Raw genomic sequence first — 21,298 nt, 5'->3', positions numbered from 1 at the left:
ATCCATATAACCTCAATATCTAATCCTCGGCTGGCTCAGGCCTTTATTGATTATATGGCGACGCAGGGCATTCATTTGACCATGCGGCCCACCAATGAGCCACCATTAGTTGAACTCTGGTTAGAGGATGATAGCCAACTCAGTCGGGTTGAAGAGGAACTTCGCCACTTTGCTCACGATCCACTCAATGAACGCTATCAAGCTGCCAGTTGGCAAACAGGTAAATCTGTCAGCGTCTTCAAGTATCATAACAATCTGAATTTGAGTACGCTCAAAAGCCAGTCAGGCCCACTGACTATTGCCATAACCCTGTTCTGCATCCTCGTTTACTTCTGGATGGCAATGGCAGGCATACCGGATGTTATGAACTGGTTAGCATGGCCAACCAACAGTGATCAATATCTGGAGTTATGGCGCTGGATAAGCCCGGCTCTATTGCATTTCTCTCTGACACACCTGCTCTTTAACCTTGCCTTATGGTGGTATTTCGGCAGCCAGGTAGAGCGAAAGATTGGGGGCTGCAAACTGTTTGAAATCACGATAGTGTCAGCAATTTTCAGTAGTTGGGCACAATCATTATTCAGCGGATCTGATTTCGGGGGGTTATCCGGTGTCGTCTACGCACTGATCGGGTATGTTTGGCTAACAGGTGAAATCTCCCCAAAACGTGGGATCAGTGCTCCCAGAGGGTTAATTGCCATCGCTGTCATTTGGTTGTTGGTAGGCTATTTCGATCTATTTTCATTAAACATCGCCAATGCCGCCCATGTTGCAGGATTAATCATCGGGTTATTAATGGGGTTATGGGATAATTTGCGTAAACAAAAAAACCAAAAAATGCCAAATAAGCCCCAATAGGTTTCAAATTTCAGCATCGGCTTGAAATAGAAAGGCGATAATTTTGGCCAACTATAATCCATCTATGCATATATTAGGGGAATTTTGTGAAGCAAACTCAGCGACATGATGCAATAATCGAGCTGGTGCGCCTTCAAGGTTATGTCAGCACTGAAGAGCTGGTTGCACATTTTGATGTTAGCCCGCAAACTATTCGACGTGATTTAAATGATCTCGCAGATAAAAATAAAATCCAGCGTCATCACGGCGGAGCCGCTTTGCCATCCAGTTCCGTCAACACAGCCTACCATGACCGCAAGATCATGTGGTCGGATGAAAAAGCCCGCATTGCACAACAAGTTGCCACCCAAATTCCAAACGGCGCAACCCTGTTCATCGATATTGGAACAACACCAGAGGCTGTAGCACATGCCCTGCTCAACCATCGCGATTTACGGATTGTCACCAACAATCTCAACGTCGCAACTCTGTTTATGGGTAAAGAAGATTTCCGCCTGATTTTAGCGGGTGGTGAAGTACGCTCCCGCGATGGCGGCATCATTGGTGAAGCAACGCTAGACTTTATTTCCCAGTTCCGTCTTGATTTCGGCATTCTTGGGATCAGCGGCATTGATAGTGATGGTTCACTGCTGGAATTCGATTACCACGAAGTTCGTACCAAACGTGCCATTATCGAAAACTCCCGCTGTGTCATGCTGGTTGCCGATCATTCAAAATTCGGCCGCAATGCCATGGTGAATCTTGGTAACATGAACCTGATTGATTTTTTGTTCACTGATAAAGCACCTCCTTCCGGCGTCCAGAAAATTATCGAACAACATAACGTTAAGCTGGAGTTGTGCTAACCACTTTTTAGGTAGAATGCTGCAATAATATCCCCACCTGATATTCTGGTGGGGTTAGTTCCCACTAATATTTCCCCCTCAAATTTGTATCCCCAAAAATCCTTATTAATCTTATGTATATAATAAGGTTTTGTTACTTCTATCACGTGAATATGATTTTTCTGAGTTAATGGTTGGCGACTGATGAATTTTTGATTACAATTCTTGAGCGAAAACGAACATTAAAGAACTGTTTCGAACATTTCAAAGGGGATGCGATGGAAACCAAAGACTTGATTGTAATCGGCGGCGGAATTAACGGCGCTGGTATTGCGGCAGATGCTGCTGGCCGGGGACTTTCTGTCCTACTGTTGGAAGGTCAAGATTTGGCCAGTGCAACTTCGTCTGCCAGCTCCAAGCTGATCCACGGTGGTTTACGCTATCTGGAACATTATGAGTTTCGTTTGGTCAGTGAAGCACTGGCAGAACGTGAAGTGCTTTTAAAACTGGCTCCCCATATTGCATTCCCGATGCGTTTTCGCCTGCCACATCAACCACACTTACGCCCAGCGTGGATGATCCGCATTGGCCTGTTCTTGTATGATAACTTAGGCAAACGCGTTAGCTTACCAGGCAGTAATGGGCTGAAATTTGGCACAAACTCGGTACTGAAACCATCTATCACCCGTGGCTTTGAATATTCCGACTGTTGGGTTGACGATGCGCGTCTGGTGGTTCTGAACGCACAGGAAGTGCAGAAACACGGCGGTGAAGTACGTACCCGCACCCAGGTAACCCGTGCATGGCGAGAAAATGGCTATTGGATGGTTGAAGCCACAAACCTCAAAACTGGCGAAACCAATACGTGGCGCGCGAAAGGTTTGGTTAACGCAACCGGCCCGTGGGTGAAAAATTTCTTTGATAACGGTCTGCAACTGAAATCGCCTTATGGCATCCGTCTGATCAAAGGCAGTCATATCGTTGTGCCTCGCGTTCACGATGAACCGCAGGCTTATATTCTGCAAAATGAAGACCATCGCATCGTGTTCGTTATTCCATGGAATGATGAATTTTCGATTATCGGCACGACGGATGTTGAATACAAATGCGATCCTAAAGAAGTCAAAATTGACGATAAAGAGATCGGCTATTTACTAAAAGTCTATAACGACCACTTTAAGAAACAACTTGGTCGCGATGATGTTGTCTGGACTTACTCTGGCGTTCGTCCTCTGTGTGATGATGAATCCGATTCACCACAAGCGATCACCCGTGATTACACGCTGGATGTTCAGGATGAGCAAGGCCAGATGCCATTACTCTCCGTATTTGGCGGTAAGCTAACAACTTATCGTAAACTGGCTGAACACGCTATGGATAAACTGGTGCAATACTACCCTAACGCGGGCAAGGCATGGACCAAAAATGGCAAGTTACCGGGTAGTGAGCTGGAAGGCTGTGATCGCGATGGTTATGCACGTCTGTTGCGTCAGCGTTATAACTGGCTGCCAGAAGGCATAGCACTGCGTTATGCTCGTACTTACGGCAGCAACAGCCAATTCATCCTGCAAGGCGCAGAAGCGCTGGCCGATCTCGGTGAATGTTTCGGTCATAATTTGTATGAAGCTGAACTGCGTTATTTGGTTAAACACGAATGGGTAATCGAGCTAGATGATGCTATCTGGCGCCGAACCAAACTGGGTATGTGGCTCACTGATGAACAAAAACAGCGTGTAGCTGACTGGCTGGCACAAAACGCCAAAGCCGCTTAATTGCAAGATTGATTTTGAAAATGGCGATAGAAATTATCGCCATTTTTCATTTTGATTTATTTCTATCATATAAGTTTTTTCTCGCTCATCAACATCCGCAAACGACCATAAACTTTCGAAATCAACCATCCCTATTTTCCATCGCAATTTCCTTATTTTTTATTTAATTCAACTGGTTATTTAACGCACATATTTTTGTCGCCGTGATAGTATGTTAGAAATCAAATTGGGAGATATCCATGTTAACGATTCGGGATGCAACGATAAAAGACGCTACACGACTATCCTGGCTACTGGAAACAAGCTATCGTTTTCACTTTTCTTATTTATGGCATGACCAAGATGAACTGGAAGAATATATTGCGGGAGAATGTTCCATAGAGAAAATATTGACTTCATTACAATCTCCCGACCATAAATGGTTTATTGCTGAATCCCAGCATGCTATTGGCTCAAATATAATTACTCCCCAAAATACAAGCTATGCCAACATTGTTGGATTCAGTAAAATAATTTTAAACCAACCTGTTCCTGATAAAGATTTTACTGGCATTTATTTACATAAGCTCTACCTGATGCCAAAACTAACCAGACAAAAATATGGCGATCACTTATTTGATCATGTGGTGAAATTTGGTCATGAACAAAGGCAAAAGTGGCTTTGGTTAGAAGTATTGGAACAGAACACTTCTGCCATCAAATTTTATGTCAGAAAGGGGTTAAAACAGCAAAAAGATATTATTTTTTCCAGCGCAAAACAGCAAAGTATTATGCATATAATGACTAAGAAGCTATCCAATTCGTAAATCAAAAATCTAGACCGCAGACTCTGTAACTCCAGCAATTTTTTAATTTATATATTTTTCATCTTTCTAAAAACAATCTGATTGCTCCAGCAATTATAAATTTATTAGGTATATATAAATAAACAACTTAAAATATAAACCTAATTTATTATTGGTTATAACAACAGAATCAGCTAAATTTTAATGATCTTAAATAAGATACATTCCATAATATATTTTATTGATTCACGCAAGGATAACGTGCAGAATATAGCCTAATTATTCTGTAGCGTGATAAATAGTATAGCAAAAATCACCATCTATACAGAAAAATACAGTGAGCGGGCATAGATAATACCCTCACCTGCCCTATATTCTCCCATGATGGCAATTTTTATATCTTCAATGCAAAATTAAAATATATATTCAAAATACTGATAATATTAAACTTTATTATTTTTTAAATTTTCATTTTTTTTGTAATTGTGATATTAATCTCTTTTCTTTAATTCGCTTATTGCGATTTATGTTCAATTTTATGAATATAAATGAGAATGGATAAGAACTTGTAATGATGAGTCAAACATTCATTAAGAAAGAGGGGATCGCACAGTCATTTCTGGCTCGTTACCTCCTCTCTGAACAATGCGGTAACCGCCTGAAAACCATAGAATCATTGGCTAAAGAATGTGGATTGTCCGTGGGTTTGATGCAAGCAGCATTAAAATCTCTTGAACAGGCACAGGTGGTTGGAATTAAGCGTCGTGGTCGCAGTGGTAGCTTTCTTGTACAGATAAACCACAAATTACTGTTGCAGTATGCCGATATTGGCAATGTGGTTTGTGCGATGCCGCTCCCGTATACCCGTGCTTATGAAGGGCTGGCAAGTGGTTTAAAAGCATTGTGTGCAAGTGTTCCCTTTTACTTTGCACACATGCGTGGCTCAGATATCCGCATTGAATGTTTACTGAATGGTGTTTACGACTTAGCGGTAACATCAAGACTTGCCGCAGAGCAGCACCCAGAAAATAAAGATCTATATATTGCGCTTTCACTAGGGACACAAAGTTATACGGACAGGCATAGGTTAATCTTTCGCAATGGCGAAATGGAATCAATTCGTCGCGTTGGGTTAGATAGCACCTCAGCAGACCAAAAAATAATGACAAAACAATACTTTGCTGACAAAAAGATTGAATTGGTCGAGGTCTCCTATCATGAATGCCTAAATCAAATCATAAAAGGCCATATTGATGCGGCCATCTGGAACGTTGGACAGGGCCATGAACTCATAGCACAAGGCCTGATGACCCAACTCCCTGACAACAGTGAGTGTTTTATCAAGGCTTCTGAAGCCGTTATCCTTACCCGCAAGGATAATATCCCTATCCAGCAACTCCTGCATACTATGATTGATCGGGATCTATTGCTGACCCATCAACAAAACGTAGTAGCAGGCACCATCGAACCCGTTTATTGAACCAAAATAGACTGTTGATTAACACCTACGTATAACAAAAAGCAATGATAGAACAACGGCTAACTATCCTGCTACAAGGTGGCGTTATCGATCAAGATATCTACGATAACATGCTGGAAGTTGTGCATGTTCTGGAAGATATCTGGCTCATCCCTATCCGTCATCCACAAGGCGAAATGGCGCTTACCCATATGGCAAGTGCTTTCATGCGCTCACGCCGTGGTGAAAGAGTAGCCCCATTGGATAAAGAAATATTGGCAAAACTCGAGCAATCTGAATACTACGATCAATTACTCACAATGCATCACTCTCTAATCAAAAAATTTACCGTAGCCTTACATCCCAATGAGGAAGGCTATCTGTTGGTAAATTTATATGGTTTAATATTTTCACTCGAAAGAGGTTAGTTTTTGATTCTCATAAAAAATATTCAAAAAAATGAAGGTTTACCTGCAAAAAATTTTGATTTCACACAGCTTTGCTGCTTTGCAGCCATGAAGGGATCCCTATGTTTATTGAGGCATTAAAAAAACAGAACCCCAAATTGATTGAAGTTGCAAAAGACCTTTGGCAACAAGGTGCAATCTTGCCAGATACCTACATCATTGATGTCGATCAGGTTTTAGACAATGGCCGACGCTTGCTGCAAGCTGCAGAGCAATATGACATTGAGCTCTATTTGATGACCAAACAAATTGGACGTAACCCATGGCTGACCCAAAAATTGCTTGAACTCGGTTATCGTGGTGTCGTGGCTGTTGATTTCAGGGAAGCCTATAGCCTAAGCCAGCATGGTATTCCACTGTGCCACATCGGTCATTTGGTGCAGACACCAACCCATTTAATAGAGACCATGCTCAAACACAGTCCAGGTATCATTACCGTGTTTTCCCTTGAAAAAGCCCAAACCATTTCGGATATTGCGGAAAAATTGGGGCGAATTCAGCCCATCATGCTGAAAATATTTGATAAACGAGATATCACCTTTTCCGGCCAAGAAGCAGGTATCACCTTTAATGACCTAGACACCGTCGTCGATGCCTTAAAGCGCATGCCAGGCATAAAATTGAGTGGGCTGACGCATTTTCCTTGCCTGTCATGGGATTCACGGTATCAAATAACCTTACCCACCACCAATTTGCTCACCCTCATTCGGGCGCGGAACCGACTGGAACAACTCGGCATCAAACTTTCACAAATCAATGCTCCGGCGGCCTCAAGCTGTAACACCATACCATTACTGGCCAAATATGGTGCCACCCACCTGGAACCAGGACATGCTTTGACCGGAACCATCCCCGCCAATGTCTGCGGCCGAGAGCCGGAACATATTGCGATGGTCTATCTCACAGAAGTTTCCCATCACTATGATGGTCATAGTTACTGCTATGGTGGCGGATATTATAAACGCGGGCATATGAAACATGCATTGGTTCTTCCTGAACGCACCATCCCTTCTGGTATCATCCCGGCTAAAAAAGTACGCATACTGCGTCTGGGTGAACCTTGCATTGACTACCATCTTCCATTGGCAGGCATTCACCCTATTGGTAGCCCAGTGATCATGTGTTTTCGCCCTCAGATTTTCACAACGCGCAGCGATGTTGCCCTTATTTCAGGTATTCAATCTGGCTCTCCAAAACTTGAAGGTATTTATGACAGTCAAGGAAATTGGAAAAATAGTGGTTATTCTAACTAATCCCCCAATAAGGGTATTACAAATAAGATCATTCCATCATTAAATAATATTATTTCCGCTATAACGGAATTACCGCATGATCCGGCCGTTTGGCAATAAAGGCAAATAACTTGATTGATGTTTCAGGCTATACCTATGTACATGAGCACTTGCATATCGATCTCTCTGATGTGAAAGGAAACCTGGATTGTCGATTGGATCAATACGATCTGATCGTAGGAGAACTTCGTCACCTCTACATCCTTGGGGTAAGAAACATCGTGGAGATGACCAATCGTTACATGGGTCGCAACGCAGCTTTTCTGCTGGATCTGATGCGTGATACCCGTATCAATATCATTGCCTCGACGGGCTACTATAAACAACCATTCTTCCCTGCTCATTTCAGAGAGTTAAGTGTACAGGCTATCGCCGATGACATGATCGCTGAAATTGAAATTGGCATTGATGGCACCGCATTAAAAGCAGGGGTAATTGCAGAAATTGGTTCTAGTCTCGATCAAATCACGAAAGATGAGCAAAAGGTGTTCACCGCTGCGGCATTGGCACACCAGGCTACAGGCTGTCCCATTTCCACCCACACCACATTAAGCACAATGGGACGTGAGCAGTTGGCGCTGCTAAAGGAGTTTGGCGTTTCCCCTGAATATGTGGCTATCGGTCATTGTGATCTGAGAGATAATCTGGACACCATTATTCCGCTGCTAGAGGCCGGAGCATGGGTACAATTCGATACAATCGGCAAGAATAATTACTATCCCGACAGTCGACGCATTACCATGTTGCAAGAAGTTGCCAAGCGTCGGCTACTTGATCGGGTCATGCTTTCCCAAGATATCACGCGTCGATCTCATTTGAAAAACAATGGAGGAAATGGCTTCGATTACTTGCTAACCGTATTCGTTCCCATGTTACTGGAAGCTGGTTTTTGCCAAAAACAGATAGACCAAATGCTGCGTGATAATCCTGCACAATTTTTCCAAGGCAAGATTAAATAAAAAATAAACATATAAAACAGAAAGTTAAAATAAGCTAATTCTAAAAACATCGCTTTTTCAAAAAGCAATCCGATATGAAGATACAAAGAGAGAGATAACAGCATGAGATTTGTCATTGGTGGACAAATAGAGAAACAGGCAATAGCCGAAGGTATTCGTCAATTGGCAGGCAATAAAGCCACTGCTATTACCATCATGAATGATATTGACGCGGCGATGGCAATTAAAAATGGCGAAGCGGATTACTATTTTGGCGCATGCAATACGGGTGGTGGAGGTGCGCTGGCAATGGCAATTGCTCTTATTGGACTAAATCAATGTGCCACCATCGGAATGCCGGGAAAAATCTTGTCTAATGACGAGATCATCGCCCATGTGAAAGCAGGCAAGAAGGCATTTGGTTTTACAGGCCAGGATATTGATATCGTCCTGCCTGTGATCATCAGTACCATCATCTCACTGTAAGGAGGCAATCATGCAACATTTCCATAATTTCCTGCTGAGATTGATGGAAGTCGATCCTTTTAAGGCAGGGTTATTGGCAGCCATTGGCGCCATTGCCGCTATGATGGCAAACCGTGGTATCGCTGTTTTCCACGATGGCTTGCGCCCACTTTTGCCGGAATACCTTGAAGGTCGCATGAGCCGCAAAGCGCTTGCCGCAACCAGTTTCGCACTGAGCATTGGTTTGGTTGTCGGTTTTGGCATTCCCTTTTCACTCACCGCCCCAATTGTCTTGGTTCACAGCCTGTTACTCGGTACAGACATGATCGGGATTTGGTGTGCCAACAGCCGGAGAGGCTTTATCGCCTCTGGCATCATTGGTGCCTTATATGCTATCGCGTTGCTGGCTGGGCTGCGTTCGGTGGTGGAACTGTTTGCCATGTTGCCTGTCAATTTCACCAATGACCTCAAGAAAGTGGGCGATCCGATTGTGGCCTGTTTTGCCTTGTTTCCTGCGATGGTCGTCGGCTATCAATATGGCTATCGCAAAGGGCTTTTGGTCATGTTCACCGCACTGGTCGGCTATCTGGCAACCAAGGCCATTGGCCCATTGAGCTTTGGAGGGATGATCGAAAAACCCGTCAGCATTGACCCTAACGGAGCTGCACTATTGCTGTCGATGATTGCCATGTTCTACTTTGCAATGCGTGAACGCCCAACGCAGTCAGCAGAGCAAAAAGGCGCCAACGAAGTCTTAGTCGGCCTATTTTCCACCCGTATAGAACGTATCCAGAAAAATAAATGGCTGCTAATCCTGTGCGGCGGCCTCACCGCCAGTGCCGCCACCATGTCTTTTAGCCTGCTGGCGGAAGGGCCTGTTTCCCTGCAACTCATGGCTCAAGGTGAACAGACCAATGCATTGCTGGTAGCACTGGCACGTGCCATCAGCTTTATCCCATTAGTGGGCACGACGGCTATAGCCACAGGCGTTTATAGCCCAAATGGCATGAAATTTGTGTTTGTGGCAGGACTGGCAACCAACAATCCGTGGATTGCCTTTGTCGCAGGCGGCATCACCATGTTCATTGAAATCCAGCTACTGGCAAAAATCGCTATCTGGTTGGATAAATACCCTGGGGTGAAAGCATGCAGCGGACATATTCGTACCGCGATCACCAAAATGCTCGAAGTGGCCTTGCTGGTTGGTGCGATGATTGCCTCCAACGCTATTCTGCCGGGCATGGGCTTTATGATCGTAGCGGGTATCTATCTGCTTAACCGTACATCCAAACGTCCTTTAGTGGAAATGGCTATCGGCCCAATAGCAACAATCATTGTGGGCATTCTGGCAAACTTGCTCTTTCTGCTGGGAATAAAATAAGAAAATGAAAACCTATCCATTGCAAAGCATGACGATGGCACAAGCGCAACAGCAACAATTCAAGTTGGTTGATATTATCTGTCGTCACTTTCCTGGTGCTGATTTTCTTTCGCAAGGTGATCTGGGCTTGGTCCCAGATCTTCACCAACCACGGATGACCCGACGCATTGAAGCGGTGATTGCAGCGTTTTTTGGTGCTGAAACCGCCGCTTTTGTCAATGGAGCAGGAACGGGCGCATTACGTGCGGGGCTGGCCGCTTTGGTCAGCCCCAATTCAACATTACTTGTACATAATGCACCGATTTATCCCACAACCAAGGCATCAATTGAACAAATGGGACTTCGTGTCGTTCAGGCAGATTTCAACCACACAGGGCAAATTGTAGCCGCCATTCAGCAATACCAACCCGCAGCCAGCCTTATTCAACATACACGCCAGAAAATGTTTGACAGTTATTCCCTGCAAGAGGTTATCAGCACCCTGAATCAATATGACATTCCTTCATTAGTCGATGATAACTACGCGGCGATGAAAGTGGCACATATCGGTTGTCAATATGGCGCAACCCTTTCCACGTTCTCTTGCTTCAAATTATTGGGACCACAAGGCGTTGGGTTAATTGTAGGAAAGCAGGCAATCATTGATAATCTACGCCACAGCATGTACTCCGGTGGCTGCCAGATACAAGGTTATCAGGCAATGGAAGCCCTTCGTGGCATGGTATTCGCACCCGTTATGCACGCCGTACAGGCCGAAGTGAATAACGAACTGGTGACTCGTTTGAATCAGGGAGAGTTGCCACAAGTAAAACAAGCCCTTCTCGCCAACGCACAATCAAAAGTGTTACTCGTAGAATTTCATGATCCCATTGCAGAAAGAGTACTCGCCACAGCCCATATACTCGGTGCACTACCTTATCCGGTAGGTGCAGAATCCAAATTTGAAATCCCACCACTATTTTACCGCATTTCCGACACCTTCCGTCAGACAGATCCCACACTGGAACAACGCATGATCCGCATCAATCCTAACCGTAGCGGCGCAAATACCGTAATACGCATTTTACGGGAAAGCTGCCAATTGAAATAAAAGGGCACAGCCCAAATGGTAAATAGCATAGTTAAAAACAATGCTAATGGATAAACAACAAGTATACAGACACACCATTTTTATCCAGAGAATTCCATTCAAAAAATATTAGATGTAGTTAGATAAATATTACTTGACCTCAAGTTATCTTGAGGTTTTATAGTGTGCCCATTAACCAGGGAAAAAAATAATCAGGATGCTTTTGTTACTTTGGTGAATCATTTGCATCCTTTCCATTTTTAAATGAAAAACAATCATAAAATTTAAAATAAAAACACCCAATGTATTTCAAATTATTTAAAAATTTGAATAAGGAGAATAATAATGTCATTGGAAATGGTTACTGCCTATCGTAAATCGAATGCACTATATGCTTTTGTAGACAGTAAAGCACCATTATACTTAAGTACCCAAGATGGCAAAACCGTGGAACAAATTGCTCAGCTATGCAATGTTTATCAAGATAGATTCCATAATCTATTGAATTACATGCAAAAACTCAATGTGTTAACCAAAAAAGATGATAAATTTTACCTCACTGAACAATGGGCATCACTCAGTGATCCAAATAGCTTTGAAACATTATATATAAAGTTCGAATTAGATCCTGCCTTCTGGAAAGCGTGGTCACAATACAGTGCCTCCTTAAGCAAAACGAATAAAAAATCTGCTTTTGAACTTACCCATCATGAGCCATTTTTTGATTATCTCAATCATGAACAGAATAAAACCATCAAAACGATTTTTGATAATTTATTGGCAAAAATGACTGATAAGATGAATAAACATATTATTGAACATATCCCTCTCAATGGCATTTCTTCATTTATTGATATCGGGGGCGGGGTGGGTTCTTTTGCAAAAAATATAAAAATGCATTATCCACATATCCAATGTCACGTTATGGATCAATATGATTTTACCAAGCAAGAATCAGAAGGGATGACTTTCATTAATGGTAATTTCTTCTCTGCTATTCCATCAGGATATGATGCTTATAGCATAAAAAATGTTTTGGATGATTGGCCAGATAATAAAGCCATTGATATTCTCAGAAATTGCCAGAAAGCAATGCGGGAAGATTCCGTTTTATATGTTATCGATATGATTAAAGAACCAAATGAGGCAGTGTCATTTGATTTATATATAGATATTCTTCTGTTAGGCCGGAAACGGTATCAATCAGAATTTGAATTTATGGCAAAACAGGCTGGATTATCTATTACAAATATCTACAGCTTGAATTTTTCCACAGAAAATGGCTGTTACTATATTATCGAAATGAAAAAGTGAATTTATACTAAAGTGACCGCTGAGGGGCGCTGAGATTATGGCCCCTGCTAAGGCTCATATAATTTTCAGAGAAAAGGCACTGTCTTTTTTCAAATTATAAAAAAAGCAGTGCAGTATAAAACCTAAAGCTAAATTAAGGTTTATAGATATGGAGAAAGATAAATCCATTGATTTTAATCGGGCATTAACTATCGGAGAGGTATCAAAACGTAGCGGAGTTGCTATATCTGCCCTCCACTTTTATGAATCGAAAGGGTTAATCAAAAGTTCACGCAATCAAGGTAACCAACGCCGTTTTCCTTCGATTGTATTACGCTATATTGCGATCATCAAAGTTGCACAAAACACGGGTATCTCTCTGAAAGAGATAAAAAAAGCACTAGATCAGTTTCCACCTGATAGTAAATTGACAGCCGAACAGTGGTTAACGTTTTCTTTACAATTGCAGGATATTCTGGATCAGCGCATCAAAAAACTCATCCGATTGCGAGATAATTTAGGTCGTTGTATTGGATGTGGATGCCTTTCATTAACAGAATGTCCTTTACGTAATCCGAATGATGTTCTTGGACAAGATGGGGCCGGCCCAAGAATTTTAGAAGAGGATTAAACACGCTGTTCACTCGCATCTTGAGGAAGTCTCCCCTCATTTTGGCGGCTGGCTCTGCTTATCGCAATCTAAAACGAGATTGGATGCTGCCCGCTGGTCTTCATATTGGTCAGAAAGAAATAAGTAGACAGATATACCATTTTTATATTTAGCATGTATTTAATAGCAACATTGGAAAAATTATTCCGAACGTTACAACTCACATATGCTACCGATAAAATCCAGCCTGAATTTAAACTTTAATAAACAGCCTGAGGATTACCGCTGCCCTTGCCTTTGACAAATACCCTCAGGCTCTTCTGTTCCCTTGACTTAACAACGCTTATCCTAAGCCGCAAAATCCCCTTGCTGCCGTTCTACCAACGTCAGGATGCTATAAAGTGCCACCGGCTGTTGTTCCTGATTCAACACCTGCACATCCCACATCACCACACCATGTGGTTTATCTTCTGGCGCCTTCTGGACTTTCTTAATCTTCTTCTTGCAGGTCAAACGAACTTGAATAGTATCGCCAATCTTGACCGGCTCAATGAAACGCAGGTTTTCCATACCATAGTTAGCCAGCACCGGCCCTACCGCACCATCAACGAACAAACCCGCAGCAGCCGATACAACAAAATAACCATGTGCCACGCGCTCGCCAAACAAGGATTCAGCCGCGCCGATTTTATCCATATGAGCGTAAAAATGATCGCCACTCAGGCAGGCGAAATTCACGATATCCGCTTCCGTCACCGTCCGGCGAGCAGTCAGTAAACTTTCACCAATTTCAATTTGTTCAAAGTACTTACGGAATGGATGAATCGGCTCTTCTTTCACTTTCGCGCCACGCACCCACTCACGGCCAATTGCTGCCAGCATACTTGGGCTGCTTTGAATCGCTGTGCGCTGCATATAGTGTTTCACGGCACGCAAGCCCCCCAACTCTTCTCCACCACCAGCACGCCCTGGCCCACCATGTACCAACATGGGCAGCGGGGAGCCGTGTCCCGTGGACTCCGCAGAAGCCGCGGCATCCAGCACTAACATACGGCCATGAGCACACGCTGTCGCTCTGATCACCTGGACTGCAATCTGTTCATCTGCCGTCACCAATGACCCCGCCAAACTACCCTGTCCCATCATCGCCAATGCAATCGCCTGCTCAGTATCCTGATACGCCATTAATGTGGCAACCGGCCCAAAAGCTTCCGTGCTGTGTACCACCTGATTGGTCATTGGATCAGCGCAGTAGAGCAACGTCGGCGGGTAGAATGCACCATTACTGTTGCTATCACCTGTCAGCACCAATTTATCCAGTGAACCACCGTATAAAATCTCACAGCCGCTATTGCGCAATTCGTTGACTCTCGCCTGCACCTCATCACGCTGTTCCAGGTTAATCAACGCCCCCATGCGCACTTCTGGCACAGTAGGATCACCAACTGCCACACCAGATAGCCGCTTGAGCAGCGCTTGTTTGACTGCTTCCATTTGGCTGGCAGGTACAATAACGCGCCGGATAGCCGTACACTTCTGACCGGCCTTCACCGTCATTTCACGAGCAACTTCCTTGATGAAAACGCCAAACTCCGGCATGTCAGGTGTCACATCCTCGCCTAAAATGCAGCAGTTAAGCGAATCTGCTTCCATCGTAAAAGGAATGGATTTTTCTATCAGTCGAGGATGGACACGCAACTTCCGCCCCGTTTGTGCCGAGCCGGTAAACGTCACGGCATCCTGATAATCGAGATGATCAAACAGATCACCAATGCCACCACAGATCAATTGCAATGCCCCTTCCGGCACCAGACCACTGTCGATGATCATTCTCACCATCGCCTGTGTCAGTTGAGCGGATGCCGTGGCAGGCTTGATAATCGCTGGCATGCCTGCCATCCATGTTGGTGCCAATTTTTCCAGCATCCCCCAACAAGGAAAGTTAAACGCATTGATATGCAGTGCAACACCAGGACGGGAAGTCAGCACATGGCGTGCCACAAACTGGGATTGTTTAGATAGCGGGATCATCTCATCTTCCGGCCACAGGGTATCATCCGGCAGTTCGCGCCCTGCTAATCCGGCATACGAGAACAGGGTTGCTATGCCCCCCTCAATATCCACCCAACTATCCGCACGGGTTGCGCCTGTTTCTGTGGAAATGGCATACAGTGCTTCTTTGTTGGCGAGCAAGTGTTTTGCAACTGCCTTCATCATCTGCGCACGTTGCTGGAACGTCATCGCAGCCAGCGCCTTTCCCCCTTTTTCACGGGCGTAGACTAAACTTTCTGCCAATGGCAAACCTTCTGAAGATACCTGATACAAAGCTTCGCCGCTTATTGCATGATGAATGGTTCTGGGATCACCTTGCCCATAAACCCAAGCACCACAAATGTAACTCGTTAACTGTTGCATTTTTTTCTCCACCGATTTAACCAATGAAACAATCATTAAGTAATGGAATGCCATTTATGTATCACATATATGATTGACAAAACCACCCATATAATTAACAAAATACAAACATTTGTACCTGATCACTTGTTAATATTTATCCCGCCGCTAAATAAAAATAATTAATCAATTGTTTTATAAGTAATTAAAATTCATATTGTGATGTGAACGACAAATACACAATTTTTGTGTTTGCTATTTTTGTTATCAGTTTGTAGATTTGTGGTTATAAAAAGTGATTCATTTTTATGTTTTATATCAGAAAATAAGAATCATAATGGAGTCGCATATGACAACTGATCCACTTCAGGCGAGCTTTGAGGCAAAAATAGCAGCAGATCTCTCTATTGAGGCTAAAGATTGGATGCCCGAAGCCTATCGCCAAACCCTGATACGCCAGATCGGTCAACACGCACATTCGGAAGTCGTCGGCATGTTACCGGAAGCCAATTGGATCACCCGTGCCCCGACACTGCGTCGCAAAGCCATATTGCTGGCGAAAGTACAAGATGAAGCAGGGCATGGGCTATATCTCTACAGCGCCGCTGAAACACTGGGTTGTTCCCGTCAGGACATCTACCAAAAATTGTTGGATGGCAAGATGAAATATTCCTCGATTTTTAACTATCCCACCCTCAGTTGGGCAGATGTTGGCGTGATTGGCTGGCTGGTGGATGGTGCGGCAATCGTCAATCAGGTTGCCTTGTGCCGAGCCTCTTATGGTCCCTACGCCCGCGCGATGGTGAAAATCTGCAAGGAAGAAAGTTTCCACCAGCGCCAGGGTTATGAAGCGGTAACGGTGCTGGCGAATGGCAGCGAAACCCAGCGTGCCATGTTACAAGATGCCATTAACCGCTTCTGGTGGCCGACATTGATGATGTTTGGTCCCAATGACAGTGATTCCCCCAACAGCGCCCAGAGCATGGCATGGAAAATCAAACGATTCAGCAATGATGAACTACGGCAAAAATTCATCGACAACACCGTGCCCCAGTTGGAAGCCCTGGGTATGACAGCTCCCGATCCTGAGCTGGCTTGGGATGAAACAACAGGGCATTACCGTTTTGGTGAAATTAATTGGGATGAATTCTATCAAGTACTGAAAGGACAGGGGATATGCAATCACGAACGTCTGGAAGCCAAACGTCGGGCTTGGGAAAACGGGAGCTGGGTACGCGAAGCGGCTTCTATTCATGCCAGAAAAATAGCTGCCAAAAATCGCGCGGCTTAATACTTTGCGTGACCTGAACAGCATCGGAAGGAGGAGTCAATGAACGATACCGATTGGCCACTGTATGAAGTCTTTGTCCGCAGTAAACAGGGATTAGCGCACCGTCACGTCGGCAGCCTCCACGCGGCAGATGATCAAATGGCACTGGAAAACGCGCGCGATGCCTACACTCGGCGCAATGAAGGTTGCTCCATCTGGGTAGTGAAATCCATCTATCTGGTGGCTTCACAACCGGAAGAGCGTGGCGCTTTCTTCGAGCCATCGGAGGACAAGATCTACCGTCATCCGACTTTCTACACCCTCCCTGATGGCATCAAGAATATGTAAGGGGTGAGAATATGAATATACACAGTATTTCATCACCCAACCATGCCCTGTTCAAATATGTACTTCGTCAGAGTGATACCCCGCTGATTCTGGCACAACGCCTGTGCGAATGGTGTGGATATGCGCCAGAACTGGAAATTGACCTCGCCCTGTCCAATATCGGACTCGACCTATTGGGACAAGCACGCCATTTCCTCAGTTATGCAGCTACTCTTTCAGGACAGGATGAAGATCATCTGGCGTTTTGGCGTAATGAACGCGAATTCTGCAATCTGCTGCTGGTGGAACAACCCAATGGCGGCTTTAACGACACCTTGGTACGCCAATTTTTTATCGATGCCTATCACGTCTTGTTGCATCAGGCTCTGGGACAAAGTCGAAATCCCCAGTTGGCCGCCATTAGTGCCAAGTCGTTGAAGGAAGTGGAATATCACCTGCGATTTAGCCGAGGCTGGATGATCAGATTGGGGGATGGAACAGAACTGAGTCACGAAAAAATCCAACAGTCCGTTAATCAACTGTGGCGCTTTACCGGCGAACTATTCCATTGCGACGAAATAGAGCAGCAATTGGCAGAAGAAGGCATTGCCGTTGATCCCCGCACCCTGCATGAACCATGGCGGCAAATCATCAACGAAACATTCACCGAAGCTACGCTAGAAATGCCACAAGAAGCACCTTATCGGCGAGGTGGAAAACAAGGACTACATACGGAACACTTGGGATACATGTTGGCAGAGATGCAATACCTGCAACGCACCTACCCCAACTGCAACTGGTGACAAAAACGGTCAGAAAACGGGGAGTAATGGGGGAAAATCATGGAACAGCTATGCAATACTCACTTTTATTCAGAGATACAGCCGCCGGAAGTGCATCAAATCTGGCAATGCCTGCACCAAATTGCCGATCCAGAACTTCCTGCTCTCTCCATTACTGATCTCGGCATGATACGAGCTGTCACGTCCTTGCAAAACGGCTGGCGGGTGACATTTACCCCAACCTATTCAGGCTGTCCTGCGACGGAATACCTGCTTGAAACTATTCAGGAAATTCTGGCACAAGCAGGCTTTTCTCCGGTGCATATTGAAGTAAGCCTGAACCCAGCGTGGACCACCGATTGGATAAATGCAGATGCCAAACAACGCTTGCGAGAATCCGGTATTGCCCCTCCCCAGGGATTAGCTTGCGAAAGAACGGCAAACATGAACCCCATCATCTGCCCGTACTGCGACAGCCATGAAACAGAAAAAATCAGCGAATTCGGTTCTACTGCCTGCAAAGCCCTCTATCGCTGTCGAGATTGTTGGGAACCGTTTGATTATTTCAAATGCATTTAACGAGGTGCACATTTAAAGAGGAAAGTAGAAGATGTCCACTTTGCATCAAACACGCTCACATGGCTTTCACCACTTAAGCATTGCCGCCATCGAAAGGGAAACGCCGGATGCTGTGGTCGTTACCCTGCATATTCCTGCTGAGCTGAAAAAACAGTTCTGCTATCACCCTGGCCAACACCTGACACTCAAGGCGAAAATAAATAACGAAGAACTACGCCGCTGCTATTCTATCTGTAGCTCACCGTTGGATGATGTATTACAAATTGGTGTCAAAGCTATTCATCAAGGCCGCTTTTCGACCTTCATCAACCAACAATTAAAAGTCGGGGATGAGCTGGAAGTCATGCAGCCACAAGGCAATTTTGGTCATCCCCCCAATATCGGCCAACAGGGGCATTATCTGGCTATCGCCGCCGGTTCGGGTATCACTCCCATTTTATCGATCATCAAAAGTACGCTGGCACTAGAACCCAATAGCACTTTTACGCTTATTTATGGTAATCGCACCAGTCGCTCTGTCATGTTTAAAGAAACGCTGGCCGATCTGAAGAATTGCAACCTGAGCCGTTTTCAGGTGCTGTACCTGTTTAGTCAGGAATCCACTGATAGCCCACTGTTTAACGGACGCATTGATACTGAACACCTGAACCTCATTGGCAAAACCCTGCTCAATTTTACCCAATTTGACCATGCTTTTCTCTGTGGACCGGAAGCCATGTTGGATGACGCTCATTCTGCCCTGGAACAGGTGGGAATACCTGCTAAGCGTATCCATAGTGAACGTTTCAATACCGGACAAGCCACAATAAATTCCCGACCTGCCAATCTCACAGAACGCAGTGAGACTCGCGTTGAGATCCATCTGGATGGTCGCACCCTCAACATTGCCATGAACGCCGAAGATGACAGTATCCTCGATGCCGCATTGCGCCAGGGCGCAGACTTACCCTACGCCTGCAAAGGAGGAGTATGCGCTACCTGTAAATGTCAGCTTAAATCCGGCGAAGTGGACATGAGGGTCAATTACAGCCTAGAACCCGATCAATTGGCTGCCGGTTATATCTTAAGTTGCCAATCATGGCCGAAAGGTGATGGCGTAGTTGTCGATTTTGATGTCTAGCCACTTTCATATACTTGATATGCTTGTGAGGAACTACCATGAGTCAGGAATGGATTTTATGCCACCAGCAGCAAAGGGTACGCACATTGACCCTAAATCGGCCAGAAGTGCGTAATGCCCTCAGTAATGATTGTCTGGAACAACTCGTGCAGCAATTGGAACTCGCGGATACGGATAACGGAACCGGAGCCATTGTTATTACGGGATCAGCGCGCTGTTTCGCGGCAGGTGCCGACCTGAAAGAACTACAACAACAAAACATTGCTACAGCTATGACTGATCGCCGTCCACAACTTTGGCAACGTTTAAATAATATCAGCAAGCCCCTGATCGCTGCTGTCAATGGCTACGCACTTGGCGCGGGCTGCGAACTGGCATTGGCTTGTGATTTGGTGATTTGTGGAGAAAACGCCCGTTTTGGTCTGCCAGAAATCACCCTGGGGCTGATGCCAGGGGCGGGGGGAACACAACGACTCATCCGCAGCGGCGGCAAGGCATTGGCTGGCCAGATGGTATTGACCGGCGAGGCTATCGATGCCCATCGCGCCCTGGAGGCGGGGCTGGTCAGCGAAGTTTGCACTGATGCTCTGACATTAGAGCGTGCAGAGCAGATCGCACAACGCATCAGTGAATTTTCCCCTCTGGCACTGCGGGCAGCCAAAGCAGCCCTCAAAGCCGCACAAGAAACAAGTCTGTCACAAGGGTTACTCGCCGAACGCCAACACTTTGTTGCTTTGGCAGGTACAACCGATCGTCAGGAAGGCATCTCCGCCTTTCTGGAAAAACGTAAACCAACATTTAAGGGGTTCTGATAGATGGAAAACATGTCAACGGTACTGACTGATATACAAGCAGGTGTCCTTAGCATTACTCTCAACCGTCCAGAATGCCTCAATAGCTTTAACGAGGAACTGCACCAACAATTAAGTCAGGCAATGGATATTGCTGAACAGGATAAGTCCGTACGCAGTATCCTGCTCACCGGAGCCGGACGCGGCTTCTGTGCCGGACAAGATTTAAATGATCGCAATGCCATCATTTCTGATGGCAGTATCCCTGATCTCGGCCAATCTGTTGAACGCTACTACAACCCACTGATCCGGCGTATGACTTCCCTACCTAAGCCCATTGTCTGCGCCGTCAACGGCGTGGCGGCGGGTGCTGGTGTCTCCCTTGCCCTGGCCTGTGATATTGTGATCGCCTCCCGTACCGCCAGTTTTATTCAGGCTTTCTGCCGTATTGGCCTGACACCTGATTCTGGCGGTAGCTGGTTCCTGCCCCATAAGATTGGACAAGCGCGGGCAATGGGGATGGCACTTTTGGGCGACAAAATCAGCGCTGAACAAGCACGGGATTGGGGAATGATCTGGCAAGTCGTTGAGCCAGAAGAGTTGGAAGAGAAAACCCAGAAGCTCGCCCTACACCTTGCTACCCAACCTACCTTGGCCCTTAGCTGTATCAAGCAAGCCACCTATGCAGCCGCAACCAATACACTGGAACAACAGCTTGCTCTCGAACGAGATTTACAACGCCAGTGCGGGCATAGCGAAGATTTCCGTGAAGGTGTCAATGCGTTCATTGAAAAACGCCAGCCAACGTTCAAGGGGAAATGA

At 45.2% G+C, this 21,298-nt stretch carries 21 protein-coding genes; 20 read left to right on the top strand and 1 reads right to left on the bottom strand.

Translation table 11 applies throughout. The features are described 5' to 3' along the window. From glpG to soxR, 13 genes are all read left to right on the top strand, one after another. Positions 1-858 (top strand): rhomboid family intramembrane serine protease GlpG, encoded by an 858-nt coding sequence (glpG, locus tag BDE27_RS06025; RefSeq protein ID WP_208638558.1) that lies wholly within the window; start codon positions 1-3, stop codon positions 856-858. Positions 859-944: 86 nt separating this feature from the next. Next, positions 945-1,703, top strand: coding sequence for a DeoR/GlpR family transcriptional regulator (locus tag BDE27_RS06020; protein ID WP_099131798.1), 759 nt, complete (start codon positions 945-947; stop codon positions 1,701-1,703). 257 nt (positions 1,704-1,960) lie between these two features. Continuing rightward, positions 1,961-3,454: a glycerol-3-phosphate dehydrogenase gene (gene glpD, locus BDE27_RS06015; protein ID WP_099131799.1), complete on the top strand. Its 1,494-nt coding sequence runs from the start codon at positions 1,961-1,963 to the stop codon at positions 3,452-3,454. Between the two features lie 239 nt (positions 3,455-3,693). Then, on the top strand, positions 3,694-4,260 hold the full coding sequence (locus BDE27_RS06010) for a GNAT family N-acetyltransferase (RefSeq protein ID WP_099131800.1): 567 nt from the start codon (positions 3,694-3,696) through the stop codon (positions 4,258-4,260). A 550-nt stretch (positions 4,261-4,810) separates the two neighbouring features. Further along, positions 4,811-5,719 carry a GntR family transcriptional regulator YhfZ gene (gene yhfZ / locus BDE27_RS06005; RefSeq protein WP_099131801.1) on the top strand — a complete coding sequence of 303 codons (909 nt, stop codon included), beginning with the start codon at positions 4,811-4,813 and terminating at the stop codon, positions 5,717-5,719. Positions 5,720-5,763: 44 nt separating this feature from the next. Continuing rightward, positions 5,764-6,126, top strand: a complete 363-nt coding sequence (locus tag BDE27_RS06000; protein WP_099131802.1) for a PRD domain-containing protein — start codon at positions 5,764-5,766, stop codon at positions 6,124-6,126. Positions 6,127-6,227: 101 nt separating this feature from the next. Further along, the gene (locus BDE27_RS05995; protein ID WP_120211322.1) at positions 6,228-7,418 is read left to right on the top strand and encodes a YhfX family PLP-dependent enzyme; all 1,191 of its coding nucleotides are present in this window, start codon (positions 6,228-6,230) and stop codon (positions 7,416-7,418) included. A gap of 89 nt (positions 7,419-7,507) precedes the next feature. After that, the gene (locus BDE27_RS05990; RefSeq protein ID WP_099131804.1) at positions 7,508-8,416 is read left to right on the top strand and encodes a phosphotriesterase-related protein; all 909 of its coding nucleotides are present in this window, start codon (positions 7,508-7,510) and stop codon (positions 8,414-8,416) included. Positions 8,417-8,518: 102 nt separating this feature from the next. Further along, positions 8,519-8,881, top strand: a complete 363-nt coding sequence (locus BDE27_RS05985) for a DUF2620 domain-containing protein (protein WP_099131805.1) — start codon at positions 8,519-8,521, stop codon at positions 8,879-8,881. Between the two features lie 10 nt (positions 8,882-8,891). Continuing rightward, on the top strand, positions 8,892-10,241 hold the full coding sequence (locus BDE27_RS05980; protein ID WP_099131806.1) for a YhfT family protein: 1,350 nt from the start codon (positions 8,892-8,894) through the stop codon (positions 10,239-10,241). Positions 10,242-10,245: 4 nt separating this feature from the next. Further along, a complete protein-coding gene (locus BDE27_RS05975) occupies positions 10,246-11,331 on the top strand; it encodes an aminotransferase class V-fold PLP-dependent enzyme (RefSeq protein ID WP_099131807.1) in 1,086 nt (361 codons plus the stop codon). 324 nt (positions 11,332-11,655) lie between these two features. Beyond that, a complete protein-coding gene (locus tag BDE27_RS05970; protein ID WP_099131808.1) occupies positions 11,656-12,624 on the top strand; it encodes a methyltransferase in 969 nt (322 codons plus the stop codon). A 148-nt stretch (positions 12,625-12,772) separates the two neighbouring features. After that, entirely contained in the window at positions 12,773-13,234 is a 462-nt protein-coding gene (gene soxR / locus BDE27_RS05965) for a redox-sensitive transcriptional activator SoxR (RefSeq protein ID WP_099131809.1), read from the top strand. Between the two features lie 327 nt (positions 13,235-13,561). On the opposite strand, the gene paaZ is transcribed toward soxR, so the two are convergent. Further along, positions 13,562-15,628, bottom strand: a complete 2,067-nt coding sequence (gene paaZ, locus BDE27_RS05960) for a phenylacetic acid degradation bifunctional protein PaaZ (RefSeq protein WP_099131916.1) — start codon at positions 15,626-15,628, stop codon at positions 13,562-13,564. Positions 15,629-15,956: 328 nt separating this feature from the next. On the opposite strand from paaZ, the gene paaA reads away from it, so the two are divergent. Genes paaA through paaG form a run of 7 tightly spaced genes read left to right on the top strand, consistent with a single transcriptional unit; the run spans position 15,957 to position 21,298 of the window. Continuing rightward, positions 15,957-16,898 (top strand): 1,2-phenylacetyl-CoA epoxidase subunit PaaA, encoded by a 942-nt coding sequence (gene paaA / locus BDE27_RS05955; protein WP_099131810.1) that lies wholly within the window; start codon positions 15,957-15,959, stop codon positions 16,896-16,898. A 39-nt stretch (positions 16,899-16,937) separates the two neighbouring features. Further along, on the top strand, positions 16,938-17,225 hold the full coding sequence (gene paaB / locus BDE27_RS05950) for a 1,2-phenylacetyl-CoA epoxidase subunit PaaB (RefSeq protein WP_099131811.1): 288 nt from the start codon (positions 16,938-16,940) through the stop codon (positions 17,223-17,225). 11 nt (positions 17,226-17,236) lie between these two features. Next, positions 17,237-18,007 carry a 1,2-phenylacetyl-CoA epoxidase subunit PaaC gene (gene paaC, locus BDE27_RS05945; protein ID WP_099131812.1) on the top strand — a complete coding sequence of 257 codons (771 nt, stop codon included), beginning with the start codon at positions 17,237-17,239 and terminating at the stop codon, positions 18,005-18,007. A 39-nt stretch (positions 18,008-18,046) separates the two neighbouring features. Further along, a complete protein-coding gene (gene paaD, locus BDE27_RS05940; RefSeq protein WP_099131813.1) occupies positions 18,047-18,565 on the top strand; it encodes a 1,2-phenylacetyl-CoA epoxidase subunit PaaD in 519 nt (172 codons plus the stop codon). 31 nt (positions 18,566-18,596) lie between these two features. Then, positions 18,597-19,685, top strand: coding sequence for a 1,2-phenylacetyl-CoA epoxidase subunit PaaE (gene paaE / locus BDE27_RS05935; protein WP_099131814.1), 1,089 nt, complete (start codon positions 18,597-18,599; stop codon positions 19,683-19,685). Positions 19,686-19,723: 38 nt separating this feature from the next. After that, positions 19,724-20,497, top strand: a complete 774-nt coding sequence (gene paaF / locus BDE27_RS05930) for a 2,3-dehydroadipyl-CoA hydratase PaaF (protein WP_099131815.1) — start codon at positions 19,724-19,726, stop codon at positions 20,495-20,497. A gap of 3 nt (positions 20,498-20,500) precedes the next feature. Continuing rightward, positions 20,501-21,298, top strand: a complete 798-nt coding sequence (gene paaG / locus BDE27_RS05925) for a 2-(1,2-epoxy-1,2-dihydrophenyl)acetyl-CoA isomerase PaaG (RefSeq protein WP_099131816.1) — start codon at positions 20,501-20,503, stop codon at positions 21,296-21,298.

Source organism: Xenorhabdus ehlersii (assembly GCF_003610465.1).
Lineage (GTDB): Bacteria > Pseudomonadota > Gammaproteobacteria > Enterobacterales > Enterobacteriaceae > Xenorhabdus > Xenorhabdus ehlersii.
The sequence above is the reverse complement of the archived record's forward strand: the minus strand, read 5'-3'. Positions and strand labels throughout refer to the sequence as shown.

Coding starts and splice junctions, on each gene's coding strand:
- glpD (WP_099131799.1), top strand. CDS start 1,961: ATGGAAACCAAAGACTTGATTGTAATCGGCGGCGGAATTAACGGCGCT.
- BDE27_RS06010 (WP_099131800.1), top strand. CDS start 3,694: ATGTTAACGATTCGGGATGCAACGATAAAAGACGCTACACGACTATCC.
- yhfZ (WP_099131801.1), top strand. CDS start 4,811: ATGATGAGTCAAACATTCATTAAGAAAGAGGGGATCGCACAGTCATTT.
- BDE27_RS06000 (WP_099131802.1), top strand. CDS start 5,764: ATGATAGAACAACGGCTAACTATCCTGCTACAAGGTGGCGTTATCGAT.
- BDE27_RS05995 (WP_120211322.1), top strand. CDS start 6,228: ATGTTTATTGAGGCATTAAAAAAACAGAACCCCAAATTGATTGAAGTT.
- BDE27_RS05985 (WP_099131805.1), top strand. CDS start 8,519: ATGAGATTTGTCATTGGTGGACAAATAGAGAAACAGGCAATAGCCGAA.
- BDE27_RS05980 (WP_099131806.1), top strand. CDS start 8,892: ATGCAACATTTCCATAATTTCCTGCTGAGATTGATGGAAGTCGATCCT.
- BDE27_RS05975 (WP_099131807.1), top strand. CDS start 10,246: ATGAAAACCTATCCATTGCAAAGCATGACGATGGCACAAGCGCAACAG.
- BDE27_RS05970 (WP_099131808.1), top strand. CDS start 11,656: ATGTCATTGGAAATGGTTACTGCCTATCGTAAATCGAATGCACTATAT.
- soxR (WP_099131809.1), top strand. CDS start 12,773: ATGGAGAAAGATAAATCCATTGATTTTAATCGGGCATTAACTATCGGA.
- paaZ (WP_099131916.1), bottom strand. CDS start 15,628: ATGCAACAGTTAACGAGTTACATTTGTGGTGCTTGGGTTTATGGGCAA.
- paaA (WP_099131810.1), top strand. CDS start 15,957: ATGACAACTGATCCACTTCAGGCGAGCTTTGAGGCAAAAATAGCAGCA.
- paaB (WP_099131811.1), top strand. CDS start 16,938: ATGAACGATACCGATTGGCCACTGTATGAAGTCTTTGTCCGCAGTAAA.
- paaC (WP_099131812.1), top strand. CDS start 17,237: ATGAATATACACAGTATTTCATCACCCAACCATGCCCTGTTCAAATAT.
- paaD (WP_099131813.1), top strand. CDS start 18,047: ATGGAACAGCTATGCAATACTCACTTTTATTCAGAGATACAGCCGCCG.
- paaE (WP_099131814.1), top strand. CDS start 18,597: ATGTCCACTTTGCATCAAACACGCTCACATGGCTTTCACCACTTAAGC.
- paaF (WP_099131815.1), top strand. CDS start 19,724: ATGAGTCAGGAATGGATTTTATGCCACCAGCAGCAAAGGGTACGCACA.
- paaG (WP_099131816.1), top strand. CDS start 20,501: ATGGAAAACATGTCAACGGTACTGACTGATATACAAGCAGGTGTCCTT.